The organism is Bacillus sp. cl95, from assembly GCF_900115925.1.
Classification (GTDB): domain Bacteria; phylum Bacillota; class Bacilli; order Bacillales; family Cytobacillaceae; genus Neobacillus_A.
Genome location: NZ_FOYF01000001.1, coordinates 476,300 through 492,748, shown reverse-complemented (window position 1 = coordinate 492,748; position 16,449 = coordinate 476,300). Strand labels below are relative to the sequence as shown.

The 16,449-nt window shown below is 39.4% G+C and carries 17 protein-coding genes and 1 other annotated feature; all 17 genes read left to right on the top strand.

Annotated features, from left to right (window positions below; genetic code table 11):
- The first annotated feature begins 31 nt into the window (after positions 1–31).
- The 17 genes from ftsZ to BMZ31_RS02360 all read left to right on the top strand — a co-directional run bounded on the left by ftsZ (position 32) and on the right by BMZ31_RS02360 (position 16,302).
- Entirely contained in the window at positions 32–1,174 is a 1,143-nt protein-coding gene (gene ftsZ / locus BMZ31_RS02440) for a cell division protein FtsZ (RefSeq protein WP_090830133.1), read from the top strand.
- A gap of 794 nt (positions 1,175–1,968) precedes the next feature.
- Positions 1,969–2,907 (top strand): sigma-E processing peptidase SpoIIGA, encoded by a 939-nt coding sequence (gene spoIIGA / locus BMZ31_RS02435; protein WP_090830132.1) that lies wholly within the window; start codon positions 1,969–1,971, stop codon positions 2,905–2,907.
- A 44-nt stretch (positions 2,908–2,951) separates the two neighbouring features.
- Entirely contained in the window at positions 2,952–3,671 is a 720-nt protein-coding gene (gene sigE, locus BMZ31_RS02430) for an RNA polymerase sporulation sigma factor SigE (protein ID WP_090830131.1), read from the top strand.
- 176 nt (positions 3,672–3,847) lie between these two features.
- Positions 3,848–4,627, top strand: coding sequence for an RNA polymerase sporulation sigma factor SigG (gene sigG / locus BMZ31_RS02425; protein ID WP_090830130.1), 780 nt, complete (start codon positions 3,848–3,850; stop codon positions 4,625–4,627).
- Positions 4,628–4,775: 148 nt separating this feature from the next.
- Positions 4,776–5,042, top strand: a complete 267-nt coding sequence (locus tag BMZ31_RS02420; RefSeq protein ID WP_090830129.1) for a YlmC/YmxH family sporulation protein — start codon at positions 4,776–4,778, stop codon at positions 5,040–5,042.
- 66 nt (positions 5,043–5,108) lie between these two features.
- The gene (pgeF, locus tag BMZ31_RS02415) at positions 5,109–5,936 is read left to right on the top strand and encodes a peptidoglycan editing factor PgeF (protein WP_090830128.1); all 828 of its coding nucleotides are present in this window, start codon (positions 5,109–5,111) and stop codon (positions 5,934–5,936) included.
- On the top strand, positions 5,936–6,622 hold the full coding sequence (locus tag BMZ31_RS02410) for a YggS family pyridoxal phosphate-dependent enzyme (RefSeq protein ID WP_090830127.1): 687 nt from the start codon (positions 5,936–5,938) through the stop codon (positions 6,620–6,622). Before pgeF ends, BMZ31_RS02410 begins: the two co-directional genes overlap by 1 nt.
- Positions 6,623–6,625: 3 nt before the next feature.
- Complete coding sequence (locus tag BMZ31_RS02405) at positions 6,626–7,078, top strand: cell division protein SepF (RefSeq protein WP_090830126.1); 453 nt, start codon at positions 6,626–6,628, stop codon at positions 7,076–7,078.
- 6 nt (positions 7,079–7,084) lie between these two features.
- The gene (locus BMZ31_RS02400) at positions 7,085–7,348 is read left to right on the top strand and encodes a YggT family protein (protein WP_090830125.1); all 264 of its coding nucleotides are present in this window, start codon (positions 7,085–7,087) and stop codon (positions 7,346–7,348) included.
- A 3-nt stretch (positions 7,349–7,351) separates the two neighbouring features.
- The gene (locus BMZ31_RS02395; protein ID WP_090830124.1) at positions 7,352–8,125 is read left to right on the top strand and encodes a YlmH family RNA-binding protein; all 774 of its coding nucleotides are present in this window, start codon (positions 7,352–7,354) and stop codon (positions 8,123–8,125) included.
- 89 nt (positions 8,126–8,214) lie between these two features.
- Positions 8,215–8,730: a DivIVA domain-containing protein gene (locus BMZ31_RS02390; protein WP_090830123.1), complete on the top strand. Its 516-nt coding sequence runs from the start codon at positions 8,215–8,217 to the stop codon at positions 8,728–8,730.
- A 48-nt stretch (positions 8,731–8,778) separates the two neighbouring features.
- Positions 8,779–9,016: a binding site (T-box leader), on the top strand.
- 65 nt (positions 9,017–9,081) lie between these two features.
- Positions 9,082–11,853 carry an isoleucine--tRNA ligase gene (ileS, locus tag BMZ31_RS02385; RefSeq protein WP_090830122.1) on the top strand — a complete coding sequence of 924 codons (2,772 nt, stop codon included), beginning with the start codon at positions 9,082–9,084 and terminating at the stop codon, positions 11,851–11,853.
- A gap of 346 nt (positions 11,854–12,199) precedes the next feature.
- Positions 12,200–12,490, top strand: coding sequence for a hypothetical protein (locus BMZ31_RS02380; RefSeq protein WP_090830121.1), 291 nt, complete (start codon positions 12,200–12,202; stop codon positions 12,488–12,490).
- Between the two features lie 79 nt (positions 12,491–12,569).
- Complete coding sequence (gene lspA / locus BMZ31_RS02375) at positions 12,570–13,061, top strand: signal peptidase II (RefSeq protein ID WP_090830120.1); 492 nt, start codon at positions 12,570–12,572, stop codon at positions 13,059–13,061.
- Entirely contained in the window at positions 13,033–13,944 is a 912-nt protein-coding gene (locus BMZ31_RS02370; RefSeq protein ID WP_090830119.1) for an RluA family pseudouridine synthase, read from the top strand. The genes lspA and BMZ31_RS02370 overlap by 29 nt, the downstream gene beginning before the upstream one ends.
- A gap of 181 nt (positions 13,945–14,125) precedes the next feature.
- Positions 14,126–14,668 (top strand): bifunctional pyr operon transcriptional regulator/uracil phosphoribosyltransferase PyrR, encoded by a 543-nt coding sequence (gene pyrR, locus BMZ31_RS02365; RefSeq protein WP_090830118.1) that lies wholly within the window; start codon positions 14,126–14,128, stop codon positions 14,666–14,668.
- Between the two features lie 326 nt (positions 14,669–14,994).
- The gene (locus tag BMZ31_RS02360; protein WP_090830117.1) at positions 14,995–16,302 is read left to right on the top strand and encodes a solute carrier family 23 protein; all 1,308 of its coding nucleotides are present in this window, start codon (positions 14,995–14,997) and stop codon (positions 16,300–16,302) included.
- The last annotated feature ends 147 nt before the right edge of the window (positions 16,303–16,449 follow it).

Here is a 16,449-nt window from a genome sequence, read left to right as displayed (position 1 = left end):
AAGGAATATGGACGAATTAGGAGGATTTGTCATGCTGGATTTTGATATGAATTTAGATCAACTTGCTACGATAAAAGTCATTGGTGTCGGCGGTGGCGGTAATAACGCGGTTAACCGTATGATCGAACATGGCGTTCAAGGAGTAGAGTTTATCTCCGTAAATACAGATGCCCAAGCATTAAACTTGTCTAAAGCAGAAGTGAAAATGCAAATTGGCGGTAAATTAACACGTGGTCTTGGAGCGGGTGCTAACCCAGAAGTAGGGAAAAAAGCAGCCGAAGAAAGCAAAGAACAAATTGAAGAAGCTCTAAGAGGAGCTGACATGGTCTTCGTTACTGCTGGTATGGGTGGCGGAACGGGTACGGGTGCTGCACCTGTTATTGCCCAAATCGCTCGCGATTTAGGTGCTTTAACTGTTGGCGTCGTAACACGCCCTTTCACATTCGAAGGACGTAAACGTTCTAATCAAGCAGCTGGCGGAATTGGACAGATGAAGGAAGCGGTTGATACACTTATTGTCATCCCGAACGATCGCTTATTAGAGATTGTTGACAAGAGCACTCCAATGCTTGAAGCATTCCGTGAAGCTGACAACGTACTACGTCAAGGTGTACAAGGTATATCTGATCTAATTGCAACTCCAGGATTAATTAACCTTGACTTTGCTGACGTAAAAACGATCATGTCAAGTAAAGGATCTGCATTGATGGGTATTGGGGTAGCTTCTGGAGAAAACCGTGCGGCTGAAGCTGCAAAGAAAGCTGTTTCATCTCCATTGCTTGAAACTTCCATTGATGGAGCTCAAGGGGTTCTTATGAATATCACGGGTGGCTCAAATCTAAGCTTGTATGAAGTACAAGAAGCAGCGGACATCGTTGCGTCTGCTTCAGACCAAGATGTAAACATGATTTTTGGATCTGTCATCAATGATAATCTGAAAGATGAAATCATCGTTACTGTCATTGCAACTGGTTTCCAGGAAGAATTACAACAACCTAAACCGGTACGCCCTTCGTTTGGACAATTAAAGCCAAACATTGGTACAGTGAAAAGAGAACCGAAACGTGAGGAAGTACAACCTGAACCTGTGAGACATACTTCTGTTTCACAACAACAACCTGAGGATACACTAGATATCCCAACTTTCTTAAGAAATCGTAATCGTAGACGATAAAATAGCAACAAAAAAACACGACTCAAATGAGTCGTGTTTTTTTGTTTTTTAGGCTTTGTTAAAGTACATTGTTGATTATTTGCATAATATTTAGGGAAATCGACGGGGATATCGTGATTTTTAAAAAGCCGAATATGAACTCAGCGAATATATTTTTGAAACCGTTTATTACCATGAAAAAACAGGCGATAACATTTTTGAAAATGGCGATGACGATCAAAAAACAGGAGTATAAAAAGGGCTGAAAACCTCACGAGGGTATAATGTTATACTTTCATATCCACTTTAAATGAGATAATTACGCCAAAATCTTCATATTTAATCATGCAAATTTTCGCACAAGTAGACTTCTCGTGCCTTCTACCGGTATTTTCTGCACTTTGTTGATTGGAGCGGTAGGCACTGGACTCCTCAAAAAGGCTTCCGCGTTTTTTTGTGGGTGGGTTCTTTCAAGGAAGATAATCAGTGTCCTAGGGAACGACCGTTATGCGACCAGGAGGTTCGGCGAATAATCCGAGGAGAGCAAGCGACTGGAGCGGAATTCAACAGAGCCATGTTATAAAATTGAGCTGATCTATCACTTATCTCCTCAAAGAAAAAATCTGACAAAATCCGAATGGATACATGAAAATTTCTGTTCTTTCGTTTACAGGAAGTGACACACTTCTGCTGCTAAGGTAGGTTATACTTTTCCGTAAACAGAAAGGTTTTGTAAAAAGGATTGGGGGTTTTATATCGGTTAACATGCAGAACACGCAATGAAGAGCTTTCTTAGATCGCGGGGTGCTGTAAAGATGACTGTTTATGTGGATGTAATTTGGGCTTTGAATTTCTTGTTTGACAGTCTCCTGCTTTACCTGACAGCCATCATACTCAAACGGGAATTCCGTTTATGGAGATTGCTATTAGGGGGATTTATAGGCTCATTAATCATTATATTATCATTTACACCTCTAAATTCCTTTTCAGGCCATCCAATCATAAAGTTGCTATTTTCTATACTGATGGTATTTAGTGTATTTGGTTATAAAAGGCTGCGTTATTTTATCAGTGGTTTATTTACCCTATATCTTGCAACTTTTCTTGTTGGTGGCTTTTTAATAGGGATGCACTACTTCATAAGATTTGATAATGAATTGACAACCAATGTTCTTATCTCAAGTGTCAAAGGCTACGGCGATCCTGTAAGTTGGCTTTTTGTCATGATTGGGTTTCCCGTTGCATGGCATTTTTCTAAGTCGAGGATTGAAAGTATTGAAATGACGAAGATTGAGTTTGATCAGAAAGTGGATGTACTAATTAGATTAGGTGAGAGAACCTACTCATTTAGAGGTCTTGTAGACAGTGGCAATCAGTTATATGATCCTTTTTCAAGAATGCCAGTCATGTTCGTTTCTCTTTTTGACAGATTGGACCTTTTCCCTGAGGCAATAAAGAAAATGGCGGAAGATCCTGAATGCCTCATAAATGGGAATGACGAAGTGCACTCAGAATGGCAATCAAAACTTAAAATTATCCCGTGTCGTTCGGTTGGTCAGGAACACCAACTAATTATTGCGATAAAACCTGATCAAGTTTTCATTGTGAAGGACCAATTTCAAATTGATTGCAGTAAGTGTCTTGTATCATTTACGATGCAACGCTTATCGGCAGATGATTCATTCCAGTGTATCGTTCATCCAAAAATGCTGACAGGTGTAAGAAAACCTGTAGCATCAACGAAGGTAAGCTAATAATACTATACTCAGAAATTCATCATTTAGAAGGAGGTACTTCCATGAAAAAATGGAAACTTCGCTTATCCTATTACTGGTATAAGCTTCTGATCAAGCTAGGGTTAAAGACGGATGAAATTTATTATATTGGTGGAAGCGAAGCATTGCCGCCGCCCTTAACGAAGGACGAGGAAGAAGTGCTATTAAAGAAACTTCCGAATGGGGATAAAGCGGCTAGATCCATATTGATTGAAAGAAATTTGCGACTAGTGGTCTATATCGCACGTAAATTTGAAAATACAGGCATCAATATCGAAGACTTAATCAGTATTGGAACAATTGGTTTAATAAAGGCTGTTAACACATTTAATCCTGAGAAGAAGATTAAGCTTGCTACATATGCATCAAGGTGTATTGAAAATGAAATTCTCATGTATCTTAGAAGAAATAATAAGATACGTTCAGAGGTGTCATTCGATGAACCCTTAAACATAGACTGGGATGGTAATGAACTACTACTATCCGATGTACTTGGAACGGAAGAAAATATCATTACAAAGGATCTTGAAGCAAACGTTGATAGAAAGCTATTGACGAAAGCTCTTCATCAACTTTCAGACCGTGAAAAGCAAATTATGGAACTTCGTTTTGGTCTTACGAATGGGGAAGAAAAGACCCAGAAGGATGTAGCAGATATGCTTGGAATTTCACAATCCTATATTTCAAGGCTAGAAAAGCGCATCATTAAGAGACTAAGGAAAGAATTCAACAAAATGGTTTAAATATAAAAAATATTATTTCAACAAAATTTTTTTCTGAAGAAAAAAGTGAAGTTTTATAGGGAATTAATGAGTTTTTTCCAATTTTCTTCCTAGAACCGTGAAACCACATGTGCATATTTTTCCTTCTCAAGGAGATACTGTTTTTTGTACAGCAACTCCTGTGAGGAGGGAAGAGATTGACTCGAAATAAGGTTGAAATTTGTGGTGTTGATACATCAAAACTTCCTGTTTTAAAAAATGAAGAAATGCGTTTGCTTTTCAGACAAATGCAAGAAGGCGATATATTCGCTCGAGAAAAGCTTGTGAATGGAAACTTGCGGCTTGTGTTAAGCGTTATTCAGCGTTTTAACAACAGAGGAGAATTTGTTGATGACTTATTCCAGGTGGGCTGTATCGGATTAATGAAGTCTATTGATAACTTTGATCTCGGCCAAAATGTAAAATTCTCTACTTATGCCGTACCGATGATTATCGGGGAGATACGGAGGTATTTGAGAGATAATAATCCGATAAGGGTGTCACGGTCTCTCAGAGATATTGCCTATAAAGCGCTTCAAGTTAGAGAGCGGTTGATGAGTGAAACCTCGAGAGAACCTACTGCAGAGGAAATCGCAAGGGTACTAGAGGTTCCGCATGAGGAAATTGTTTTTGCACTGGATGCTATCCAAGATCCTGTATCTCTGTTTGAACCGATTTATAATGATGGTGGCGACCCGATTTTTGTAATGGATCAGCTAAGTGATGAAAAAAATAAAGATACAAACTGGATAGAAGAATTAGCACTCAAAGAAGGCATGCGTAGATTAAACGAACGCGAGAAGTTGATTTTGCGCAAGCGTTTTTTCCAAGGTAAGACGCAAATGGAAGTTGCTGATGAAATTGGCATTTCACAAGCCCAAGTATCAAGACTTGAAAAAGCTGCAATAAAGCAAATGAACAAGAATATACAAAGCTGAAGCTGCCTTTATGGCAGCTTATTTATATGGGATTTTATCCGAAAATATAGGTTATTTTTGAGACTGACTATATTTATTGTTCCATTGAACAATATTCCCGTTTTACATTCATATATTTGTAATAGCATGTAAAACGGGAGTGATTAGAATGGTGAAAATTTCAGACTTTCAAATCAAGGATGTAGTGAATGTAGCTGATGGGAAAAGATTAGGTAATGTTGGAGACATCGAGATAAACTTAAATACAGGGAAAATTGAAGCCGTTGTGGTAACAGGTGTAGGTAAAGTATTAGGTTTCTTTGGACGGGAAGAAGATATTGTGATTCCTTGGAAGAACATTTTAAAGATTGGCGAGGACGTCATCCTTGTAAGATTTAAAGATATGGCGGAAAGGGTATATGAAGAAGAGCTTTAGGTGCTTTTATGCAAGCTAATATAAGAGTATGGTAAACTTAAAGTAAAATCAAAACGGAGAAGTGATATGGAACCATTTGTAAAACAAAATGAACAGTATTACTCAATAAAGAATTGGGTTGAACAGTATCCAGGATTGGTTGCTGGATTTACAACTAAAAATGGCGGTTCAAGTAAAGATTCTTTTCAATCTCAAAATTTTGGCTTTCATGTAGGGGACAACTTGACAGATGTTTGTGCGAACCGTGAGTCACTCGCAAAATCCATTCGTGTTCCATTAGAAAAATGGGTTGGAGCAGAACAGACACATGGCATTAGAATCAAGAAAGTGACTTCAGAGGACTGTGGCAAAGGCTCGTATGCGTACGATGATTCAATTAAAGACACTGACGGTTTTTATTCAACCGAAAAGGGTATTTTGATGACTCTTTGTTTTGCTGATTGTGTACCACTGTATTTTATTGCTCCTGAGAAGAAGATGATCGGGATTGCTCATGCAGGTTGGAAAGGAACCGTTCATGGCATCGGTGCAAAAATGGTATCAACCTGGCAGCAGGAAGGAATCGATGTCGAACGAATTTCTGTCATTATTGGCCCATCTATCTGCAAAAAATGTTATATTGTAGATGATTATGTTATTACTTTCGTTCAAAATACACTAGAACATGTCGAAAAAAAACCATATAATCAAATACAAGAAGGTCAATATACTCTTGATTTGCAAGAATTGAACAAACAGCTTCTTATGAAGCAGGGAATCAAGGAAGATCAAATCCTAACTACTACCTATTGTTCAAGCTGTCACCAAGATGAATTTTTTTCCCATCGTCGTGATAATGGAAAGACGGGGAGGATGATGAGCTTTATTGGCTGGAGGGAGGATTCTGATTTTTAATGGATGTTGTTGTAAAGCTAGAAACAATTCAAAAACAAATTCATGATTCTTGCATGAAAGTCGCTCGGAATCCCGATGAAGTAAAAATTATTGGCGTAACAAAATATGTAAGTATTGAAAGAGCCGCTGAAGCGCTAGAGGCAGGAATCGTTCATCTTGGTGAAAACCGTGACGAAGGACTAATAGAAAAATGGCAAGTTCTTCAGGACAAGCCTGTATGGCATTATATTGGTTCCTTGCAGACAAGAAAAGTAAAAAATATTATCAATCAAGTCGAATACATTCATTCTCTTGACCGATTATCATTAGCTGAAGAGATTAATAAAAGAGCTAATAAAAAGGTAAAATGCCTCGTACAAGTCAATGTGTCTGGTGAAGAATCTAAGCATGGGCTTGCACCAGTAGAAGTAATTAGGTTCATTGAGAGCATAAAGTCATTAGAAAACGTATATGTTGTTGGGTTAATGACAATGGCACCATTTACAGATGATGAAAAAACTCTTCGAGAATGCTTTAAGAAATTGGCAGAAATTCGTAGCGAAGTCCAAGCACTCCATCTTCAGAATGCTCCGTGCACAGAATTGTCGATGGGGATGTCGAATGATTTTAATATTGCAATTGAAGAAGGTGCCACAATGGTAAGGATTGGAACAGCCCTTGTTGGCTATGATGATGAGGAGGTGTAAGCAATGAGTATTAAATCTAAAATCAAAACTTTTTTCTTTTTGGATGATGAATATGAGGATTATGAAGACGAATACATTGAAGAAGAAGTAGAACCACTAAAAACACAAAAGCAACAGGTTCAAAAGCAACTTCCTCAAAAACAAAACGTTGTGAGTCTACAAAGTGTTCAGAAAGCATCAAAAGTAGTTTTAGTTGAACCAAGGGTATATGCTGAAGCTCAGGACATTGCTGATCATTTGAAAAATCGCAGAGCTGTAGTTGTAAATCTGCAACGTATCGATCACGATCAGGCTAAAAGAATAGTGGATTTTCTAAGCGGGACAGTTTATGCCATCGGAGGGGATATCCAAAGAATCGGCACAAGTATTTTCTTATGCACACCTGACAATGTTGAAGTTTCTGGGAATATTTCTGAGATCATGCAAGAACATGATCTACATGATTCGAGGTGGTAGTGTTAAATGGATATTGTATTTTACATCTTATCTAAAGTGTTTGAGCTTTATTACTGGGCATTAATCATCTATATTTTGATGTCTTGGTTTCCTAGTGCACGCGAAACGTCGATCGGACGATTATTCACTCGTATATGCGAACCATATCTTGAGCCGTTTAGAAAAATCATTCCCCCTATCGGAATGATTGATATTTCACCAATTGTGGCAATCTTAGTCCTTCGATTTGCGTCGAATGGATTGGCACAGGTTCAGACTTGGATTGGCTAAAGAATGAATATTTATCAACATTTTCGTCCTGAGGAACGTGAATTCATAGATCAGGCTTTGCATTGGAAAGAATTTGTGGATTCCACATATTCCGCTAAGCTTACTGATTTTCTCGATCCTCGGGAGCAACATATTGTAAAAACCATCGTGGGCGAGCATGGGAACGTTAAGCTTGCATTTTTTGGAGGAACCGAAACAACCGAAAGAAAGCGTGCTTACTTGTATCCTGACTATGATGAAGCTGCAATGGAGCAATTTCAAATTAGCTTATTTGAAATTAATTATCCTAGCAAATTTGTTACAATCGAACATCCACAAGTTTTGGGTAGCTTAATGTCGATTGGGCTGAAGCGCGGGAAATTTGGGGATATTCTTTTCAAAGGGGATAGAATACAGATTTTTACTGCGTCTGAGGTAAGTGATTATCTCGGGATGCAACTAGAATCAATTGGTAAAGCCAAAGTCGAATTGAAAGAAATTCAGTTGTCAGATGCCATTGAGTCAAAAGAAGAATTGCATGAGCTGTCAACGACCGTCTCTTCATTGAGACTGGATACAGTTATCGCAGCAATACATAACCTCTCAAGACAAAAAGCCCAACTTTTCATTGGACAAGGTCTCGTTAAGGTAAATTGGACTGTCATTGAAAATACCGCCTTCGTTTGTGAAGAAGGGGATATCCTATCGATGAGAGGATATGGCAGAGCCAAAATCATATCGATAGATGGCAAGACGAAAAAAGATAAATGGAGAATTACTGCAGGGAAATATCAATAAATTTCATTATTATTGCAGGAATATAGAAATATTTGTCGAATATTTGCACTGTACATAAAAGAGAAGAGACTGATTTTGGAGGTGGCACTATGCCATTAACGCCGTTGGATATTCATAATAAAGAATTTAATAAAGGTTTTAGAGGCTATGATGAGGATGAAGTAAACGAATTTCTTGATCAAGTGATCAAGGATTATGAACAAGTCATTCGAGAAAAGAAAGAAATGGAAGAGCGTTTGAATGATCTGAACGAACGTTTAGGGCATTTTACTACGATTGAAGAAACACTCCACAAGTCAATCGTCATTGCCCAAGAAGCATCAGAAGATGTAAAACGCAATGCTCAAAAAGAAGCAAAACTTATTATTAAAGAAGCTGAAAAAAATGCTGATCGCATTGTAAACGAGTCGCTTTCAAAGGCAAGAAAGATTGCACTTGATATTGAAGACTTGAAAAAACAATCGAAAGTATTCCGTACTCGCTTTAAAATGCTGGTCGAAGCACAATTGGATCTTTTAAATAATGATGACTGGGATCATTTATTACAATATGAATTAGATTCAACTGAGTTAAATTCTTCAAAAGAAGAAGACTCATTAGCTTGACGAAATAAGGAATTTTCGCATATAATTTTTTAATAACCAAAATAGCGATTATTGACGATGAGAGGGACAGTACAATATCTACAAGCTTTTTAAGCGAGCTGGGATTGGTGGGAGCCTAGCAGAGCGAGATATTGGAAGATCACCCTTGAGTTCCGGGTTGAAAATTCTGTTTCAGAATGATTAAACTTAGGCGTTTCATTCACGTTACGAATTTTGAGTGGATATAGTCTTTTTGATTATTTCTAACAGGGTGGTACCGCGGGAAATAAACCTTCTCGTCCCTATTTGGGATGAGAAGGTTTTTTTGTGTTTAAATAATTCGCTTGCAGCTTAATAAATGGAGGAATAAAAATGGAGTACAAAGATACGTTATTGATGCCACAAACGGAATTTCCGATGCGTGGGAATCTTCCTAAAAGAGAACCTGAAATCCAGGGGGAATGGAAAGAGATGGATATTTACAACATGGTGCAGGAACGTACAAAGGATCGTCCAATGTACGTATTACATGATGGACCACCATATGCGAATGGTGATATCCACATGGGTCATGCATTAAATAAGGTTTTGAAAGATTTTATTGTCCGTTTCAAATCGATGAGCGGATTCAATGCACCATACGTACCAGGTTGGGATACACATGGTTTGCCAATCGAGCAGGCTTTGACAAATAAAGGTGTAAAACGGAAAGAAATGTCGGTTGCCGATTTCCGTAAGCTTTGTGCAGAGTACGCACTAGAACAGATCGATAATCAACGAGAGCAGTTTAAGCGTCTCGGAGTCCGTGGTGATTGGGAAAATCCATACATCACATTAAAGCCTGAATACGAAGCTCAACAAATCAAGGTCTTTGGAGACATGGCGAAAAAAGGCTATATCTATAAAGGTAAGAAACCTGTTTACTGGTCGCCTTCAAGTGAATCCGCGCTTGCAGAAGCAGAAATTGAGTACAATGATAAGCGTTCACCATCTATCTATGTAGGTTTCAAAGTAAAGGATGGTAAAAACGTTTTAGATACTGATACACACATTGTTATCTGGACGACTACTCCATGGACAATTCCAGCTAACTTGGGAATTTCCGTTCATCCTGACTTAACATACGTAGTTGTAGCTGCAAACGACAAAAAATACCTTGTGGCAGAAGCACTTCTTGAAGCGGTTTCTTCAGCAGTTGGCTGGGAAGCTACTGAAGTAGTTTCAAAAGTTAAGGGAAGCGAGCTCGAAAATATTGTAGCAGAGCATCCTTTATATGGCCGTGATTCTTTAGTGATGCTTGGGGACCACGTAACTACTGATGCTGGTACAGGTTGCGTTCACACAGCACCAGGTCACGGTGAAGACGATTTCCATGTTGGACAGAAGTATGGGCTTGATGTTCTATGTCCAGTTGATGATAAAGGACACATGACGAGTGAAGCTGAAGGTTTCGAAGGTTTATTTTATGAAGAGGCTAATAAGCCAATCACTCAAAAGTTGGAAGAGAATGGCGCGTTATTGAAGCTTTCATTCATTACTCACTCATATCCACACGATTGGAGAACAAAGAAGCCAGTAATTTTCCGTGCTACTGCTCAATGGTTTGCTTCAATCAAGGATTTCCGTGAAGATTTATTAGAAGCAATCAAAGAAACAAAATGGGTGCCTGCATGGGGTGAAACACGTCTATTCAATATGGTTCGTGACCGTGGAGACTGGTGTATTTCCCGTCAACGTGTATGGGGCGTTCCAATCCCTGTATTCTATGCTGAAAATGGCCAAGAAATCATCACTGATGAAACAATTGATCACGTATCAGCATTATTCCGTGAACACGGATCAAGTGTTTGGTTTGAGCGTGAAGCGAAAGATTTGCTTCCAGAAGGATTTACACATGAAGGAAGCCCGAATGGTCTATTCACGAAAGAAACAGATATCATGGACGTTTGGTTTGATTCTGGTTCTTCTCATCAGGCAGTGCTTGAAGAACGTGAAGACTTGCAACGTCCGGCTGATCTTTATCTAGAAGGTTCTGACCAATATCGCGGCTGGTTTAACTCATCACTTTCCACTGGTGTAGCTGTGACAGGAAAAGCTCCATATAAAGGTGTTTTAAGTCATGGATTTGCTTTAGATGGAGAAGGAAGAAAAATGAGTAAATCAATCGGAAACGTTGTTGTTCCAGCAAAGGTTATGGACCAACTGGGTGCCGACATCCTTCGTCTATGGGTAGCTTCAGTGGATTATCAATCAGATGTACGTGTATCAGATCCTATCTTAAAACAAGTCGCTGAGGTATACCGTAAAATCCGAAATACTTTCAGATTCTTACTTGGAAATCTAGCTGACTTTAATCCAGAAACAGATGCAGTAGCATATGAAAACTTGCGTGAAGTGGACCAATTCATGCTTGTTAAACTTAACAAACTCATCAAGAATGTGAATGAATCATATGAGAAGTACGAATTTGCAGGTATTTACCATGCTGTAAACAACTTCTGTACTCTTGACTTAAGTTCGTTCTATCTTGATTTTTCCAAGGATGTCCTTTATATCGAAGCGAAGGATAATGCAGAACGTCGCGCTATCCAAACGGTTCTTTTCGAGTCCTTAATGGCTTTAACAAAATTGGTTGCTCCAATTTTATCTCACACATCAGATGAGGTTTGGGGCTTTATCCCTTCCGTTAAAGAAGCAAGCGTGCAATTGACAGATATGCCAAAGCACCAGGAATTCGAAAATGCTGAAATGCTTGAAAACAAGTGGACTGCGTTCATGAAGCTTCGTGACGATGTTTTAAAAGCACTTGAAGAAGCACGTAATGAAAAAGTAATCGGTAAGTCACTTACTGCCAAAATCACTTTGTACGTAAGTGATGAAACGAAGTCATTGCTTGATTCAATTGATGAGAACTTGAAACAACTCTTTATCGTATCTGGATTTGAAGTGGCAGGTTCTTATGAGGAAGCACCAGAACAAGCTGTTAAGCTTGACACTGCAGCAATCCTCGTTTCTAAAGCTGAAGGCGAGACTTGTGAACGTTGTTGGACAGTCACTTCTGAAATCGGAGAGGTAGCAGCACACCCAACGCTTTGTACTCGCTGTGCAACAGTAGTAGAAAAAGAATATTCACACTTAGCTTAATTGCTTTAAAACCCTCGCAGGAACTATCTTGCGAGGGTTTTGTTTTATTCTCGATGGGTTGCTCCTAGGATTTGTTTATCGACTTAGATTTGTCGAGAATTGTTGAAAACTCGTTAGAAGTTAGAAGTTCATAACCGCCGTTAAATGGAAACAAGCGCCGTTAAAAAGATTTAACCGCCGTTAGACTCATTATTGACTATTTCTGTCTGTCGAGTCTAATCAAGTCTCAATCACTTTTCTTTAAATTTCCACCTTCGCTAATGTTTTCTGTACATGTCAAATGTTTTAAGGACTTCAAATTAGAAATGAGGAGAAAATAACGATACAAAATGGCGGAGGTGCAACGATGAAAACTTACAGTCAGCATCTTTATGAAGAACTCCGTGAAACTGAAGAAGAAATCATGAATAAACTTAGAAAAGACGATCTTGAGGAATGGTTCAGTAAACTTCTGATTGCAGAGTTGAAGGATGTACAATCGACAATGGAAAAAATAGATTGCGGGACATACGGTAAATGTGAAATATCTGGTGAAATTTTGCCTGACTTCATACTCCGAATCGTTCCCACCTTAAAATCTCAACAGGACGTATCTAATATTGAGGCTTTTTGCCGCAAGCCTTTGAGCGACTTCTAAGAATGTAAGATTGTCCAAACGGTGGCCGGTATGCTAAAATGCTAAAAGAAGTCAATGATGAGTTATGGGGGTTTCTTTAGTGTTTTATTACATATTAGCATTGTTTGTGATTTTATTGGATCAAGTGACAAAATGGCTGATAGTTCAGCGTTTGCAATTAGGTGAAAGCATTAAAGTGATTGAAGACGTCTTTTATATTACCTCTCATCGGAACCAGGGAGCTGCCTGGGGAATCTTACAAGGACAAATGTGGTTCTTTTATGTGATCACGGTTGTGGTCATTATTGGACTTATTTATTACATTCAAACAGCAGTAAAAGGTAAAAAACTATTTGGAATTTCTCTTGGACTTATGCTTGGTGGAGCGATCGGTAATTTTATCGACCGAGTGTATAGAAAAGAAGTAGTGGACTTTGTTCAAACGTTTATTTTTGGCTATGATTTTCCGGTTTTCAATATCGCTGATTCAGCGTTAGTCATCGGGGTAGCACTATTAATGTTGCAAATGCTACGAGAAGAGAGAGAAGCGAGGGAGAAAGCACATGGAGAAAATGAATCACAAAGTTCTTGAGGAACAAAAGGGTGACAGGATTGACAAGGTCGTTTCTACATTGAATGCTGATTGGTCAAGAACACAGGTCCAACAGTGGATTAAGGATGGAAACGTACTTGTAAATGGTCAGTCGGTAAAAACAAATTATAAATGCAGCATCAATGACGATTTGGAAATATCTATTCCAGAACCGGAAGAATACGATGTTCTACCAGAAGAAATGGATTTGGAGATATTTTTTGAAGATCAAGATGTGCTCGTCGTAAATAAACCTAAGGGCATGGTCGTCCATCCTGCGCCAGGTCATTTGACTGGAACATTGGTAAACGGCTTGATGGCCCATTGTAAGGATTTATCAGGTATTAATGGTGTAATGCGTCCAGGCATCGTTCACCGAATTGATAAGGATACCTCAGGCCTATTGATGGTTGCCAAAAATGATATGGCGCACGAAAACTTAGTTAATCAATTGGTTGCTAAGACAGTAACACGAAAATATAAGGCAGTTGTTCACGGGGTAATTCAGCATGATCATGGGACGATCGATGCTCCTATCGGCAGGGATACAAGAGACCGTCAAAGCATGACCATTGTTGATAATGGAAAGCATGCCGTTACTCACTTTCAAGTGCTTGAAAAATTCAAGAACTTCACGCTTGTGGAATGTCAGCTTGAAACGGGAAGAACTCATCAAATCAGAGTCCACATGAAATATATTGGATATCCATTGGCTGGAGATCCGAAATACGGACCAAAGAAAACTCTGGACCTTGGTGGACAAGCGTTGCATGCTGGAGTACTTGGGTTCATCCATCCAAGAACGCAGGAATACATGGAATTCGAAGCACCACTTCCAGAAAGCTTCACGACACTTCTTGATGAATTAAGAAATAATGATTGACATGTTCGACAAGTCCATGTAAGATGATTTTAGTTGAATAGCTCCTTTAATACAGTCCCGTGAGGCTGAGAAGGAAACGGATAAATGGATGCAAGATGCATCTATAATTTGTGCAAAATTCGTTTGCCTCTCGCCAAAATCGGTGAGAGGCTTTTATATTTTTAGAGGATGTGAATGATTAATGACACAAAAAGCAGTTGTACTCGATGATCAAGCAGTGCGCCGAGCCTTAACTCGGATTGCCCATGAAATCATTGAAAAGAATAAAGGTGTTCAAGAAAGTATCCTCGTAGGGATTAAGACAAGAGGTATCTATATTGCTAAAAGACTTGCTGAAAGAATTGAAGCAATCGAAGGAAACCCAATTCCAGTGGGCGAACTTGACATTACGTTATACCGTGATGATCTTACGAAAAAAACGGCTGATCAAGAGCCGCTTGTAAAAGGATCGGATATCCCAGTTGATATCACCAATCAAAAGGTCATCCTCGTTGATGATGTACTATATACGGGAAGAACGGTAAGAGCCGGAATGGACGCTCTTATGGACATTGGCCGCCCAGCATCAATCCAATTAGCGGTCCTAGTCGACCGTGGTCACCGTGAACTACCAATAAGGGCTGATTATGTCGGAAAAAATATACCAACTTCAAGCTCTGAAAAAATAGTCGTTGAATTGATGGAAAAAGACGAATGTGATCAAGTAAGCATATATGAAAACTAAATAGCCCTTTTAATGGCAGTCCAGAGAGGCTGACAAAGGGAGAGTTAGGCATGGCTTTACTATGCCTTCATACCCTCTTTGTGCCCTCAAGCCGAAGAGGGTTTTTTATTTAAAAAGTGGCTGTGTTAGAGTGAAGTGTTGATTTTCTACATTTTGTTGATTGGAGCGGAAGGTGCGAGACTCCTGCGGGATTAGCGGGACAGGTGAGACCCCACAGGCGCAACTGCGCCGAGGAGGCTCACCGCACGCCCCGCGGAAAGCGAGCATCCTGGAACGGAAATCAACAGGTGTGTATAACAGAGCCTAAAAAATAGGAGGCACAACTGATGAATAACAACAAACCATTATTAGACGTAAAAGACGTACCTAATCCGATACAGTGGATCACTTTAAGTTTACAGCACTTATTCGCCATGTTCGGAGCCACAATCTTGGTGCCATACTTAGTGGGGCTAAGCCCTGCGATAGCGTTAATTTCAAGCGGTCTTGGAACGTTGGCTTTCCTTATGATTACAAAATGGCAAGTACCTGCATATCTCGGATCCTCATTCGCTTTCATAGCGCCTATCATAGCCGCTAAAGCTGGCGGTGGCCCAGGAGCTGCAATGATTGGAAGTTTCATGGCAGGCTTGGTTTACGGAATTGTCGCTCTGATTATCAAAAAAGCGGGCTACAGATGGATTATGAATCTGCTTCCTCCGGTTGTGGTAGGTCCGGTCATTATCGTAATCGGTCTAGCTTTAGCAGGAACTGCTGTTAATATGGCCATGAACAATCCAGCGGGAGAGTACAGTCTGTTGCATTTCTCAGTTGCATTTGTCACACTAGCAGCCACAATTATCTGTTCAGTTTATGTAAAAGGCATGCTAAACATGGTGCCAATCCTAGCCGGGATAGTCGTAGGATACATCTACGCCTTACTAGTTGGAGTCGTCGATTTCACTCCAGTAAAAGAAGCCGCATGGTTTGAAATGCCAAAATTCATCATTCCGTTTGTACATTACAAAGTCAAATTCACTTTGGAACTTATGCTACTGATGGTACCTGTCGCAATCGTAACATTATCTGAACATATCGGGCACCAGCTTGTTCTTAGCAAGGTAGTCGGCAGAGACTATATTAAAGAGCCAGGATTACACCGCTCAATTCTCGGTGATGGGATGGCGACGATGATTTCAGCTTTCATTGGTGGACCTCCGAAAACCACTTATGGAGAAAATATAGGAGTATTAGCAATAACTCGAGTTTATAGCGTGTATATTTTAGCAGGTGCAGCTGTAATAGCAACGATTTTCGGATTCATTGGAAAAATAACTGCGCTTATCAGCACAATCCCAACTCCGGTAATGGGTGGCGTGTCCATCCTGCTGTTCGGAATCATTGCATCATCAGGATTAAGGATGTTAATCGATAGCAAAATCGATATGGGAGACAAACGAAACCTTGTCATTTCATCCGTGATTCTAGTCATCGGTATCGGTGGAGCGTTCATAAAAGTATCAGAGCAATTCGAAATTCAAGGAATGGCACTTGCAGCAATCTGTGGTGTAGTCTTGAACCTTATCTTACCTGGAAGAGAAAATGCTTCTGAAGATATGTTTGAAATAGAAAAAGAAAATAAGAACGTAGCGTAAACCTTTTAATAAAGTCCCGTGAGGCTTGGAAGGGTGTTGAGCTGTCAAAAGATGAGTACAAACCATTCATCTATTAAGACAGACACGAAACGACCAACACCCTGATCAATGAACCACAGATCAGGGTGTTTTTTTAAAAAAAGGAGG